The organism is Microvirga tunisiensis (assembly GCF_009296175.1).
Lineage (GTDB): Bacteria > Pseudomonadota > Alphaproteobacteria > Rhizobiales > Beijerinckiaceae > Microvirga > Microvirga tunisiensis.
Window position 1 is genome coordinate 1 of record NZ_VOSK01000682.1, and the last position, 1,735, is coordinate 1,735.

The 1,735-nt window shown below is 64.7% G+C and carries 1 pseudogene; it reads left to right on the forward strand.

Annotation, left to right across the window (positions count from 1 at the left end):
• Nucleotide 1 precedes the first annotated feature (1 nt).
• Nucleotides 2-1,733: pseudogene (nifA, locus tag FS320_RS42830) on the forward strand (nif-specific transcriptional activator NifA).
• Nucleotides 1,734-1,735: the final 2 nt, after the last annotated feature.

The following is a 1,735-nucleotide window of genomic DNA, read 5'->3' on the forward strand; positions in this document are numbered from 1 at the left end:
CATGCTGCGGGATCGGGTCGATGACGTCGGACCTCGGAACACTCGGCCTGAACCACCGATCAAAACCATGTGCACGGCGGAAATTTCGCTCAGCATAATCGACGCGATCTCTGAGGTCCTGGCCCCGCCCGCCCAGCGGGAGGTCACGCTTGCTCATGTCGTGAGCATCCTCTCCCCGTTTCTGCAAGGAGGTCATGGAGCAAGCATCGTCCTGGACGCTGCAGCAGAGCCGGAGATTACCGCCAATGGCAACACCCACCTCAATCAGGCATTCGCCGCGTCATCCCGCACGCCGTCACCGACCAAAGCGCCACTGAAGGGCCGCGATCCCGGAGACCAGCACGTCCGAACCATGTCAGGTTGACCTTCAAACATCTTCGAGCCGCGGCACCATTACCTTTGCTGGGGTCGCGGTAGGCTGAGCATCACATCACTGGAACATTGTCGATCGACCGCGTCAGGGACGATGCCGCCAGCTTCTGCGACGAGGACGTACGCTGCCTGACCATGGTCGCCCCCTTGGCGGCCAGACCATCCGCCGCCATCGCATCCTGAGCATGGATGGTCCGCAGCTGATCGAGGAGCAACGGAGACCGGAGAAAGTGCCCGACGAGGAGAGGACCGGCCCCGCCCGGCAGCCGCATGCCAAACTCGATGGGATTGTCGGGGAAAGTCCCGCAATCAAGCAGGTGCTCGAGACCATCGCGATCGTGGCACGGACGCATACCACCGTGCTTCTGCGCGGTGAAAGCGGCACCGGCAAGGAAGTCTTTGCACGGGCCATCCATGAGCTGTCGCCCCGGAGCACCAAGCCGTTCGTCAAATTGAACTGCGCCGCGCTGCCTGAAACCATGCTGGAATCAGAGCTGTTTGGGCATGAAAAGGGCGCCTTCACCGGAGCTGTCGCACAGCGCGCCGGCCGTTTCGAATTGGCGCATGGCGGAACCCTGCTCCTGGATGAAATCGGCGAGATTTCGCCTGCCTTTCAAGCCAAGCTGCTGCGCGTCCTGCAGGAAGGCGAACTGGAGCGCGTCGGCGGCACCAGAACGCTAAAGGTCGATGTCCGGCTCATCTGCGCCACCAACAAGGACCTCGAGACGGCTGTCGTCCATGGCGAGTTCCGGGCCGACCTGTATTACCGCATCAGTGTGGTGCCCCTGATCCTGCCCCCGCTCAGAGACCGACCCGGCGATATTCCACGCCTGGCGCAAGCCGTCCTCGACCGGTTCAACCGGGAGAACCAGCGCGAGCTCGCCTTTGCGCCATCGGCGCTTGAGGTGCTCTCGCAATGCGACTTCCCGGGGAATGTGCGGGAGCTGGAAAACTGCGTGCGAAGGACGGCGACACTGGCGCGGTCAAGGACGATCGCTCGATCGGATTTCGCCTGCCAGAACAGCCAGTGCCTTTCTTCGCTGCTCGGGAGCGGCGCCGCCCGTCCGCAGGGCGGCAAGGCCACCGGCGCGCTCGCCCGGGGCGCCATGATGCCGGCAGGATCGCCGCCGGCCAGGCGCATCGGCGCCTCGGAGGGTGACGGGCCGGCCGCCAAGGCCGGCGATCCGACCGATCCCGCTTGGCCCGCACTAGGCCCGCGTCTGGTGGAACGCGACCGGCTGATCGACGCGATGGAGAAGGCCGGCTGGGTTCAGGCCAAGGCGGCTCGTATCCTGGGCCTCACGCCGCGGCAGGTCGGCTATGCCCTGCGCCGGCATGGGATCAAGCTGAAACAGTTCTAAAC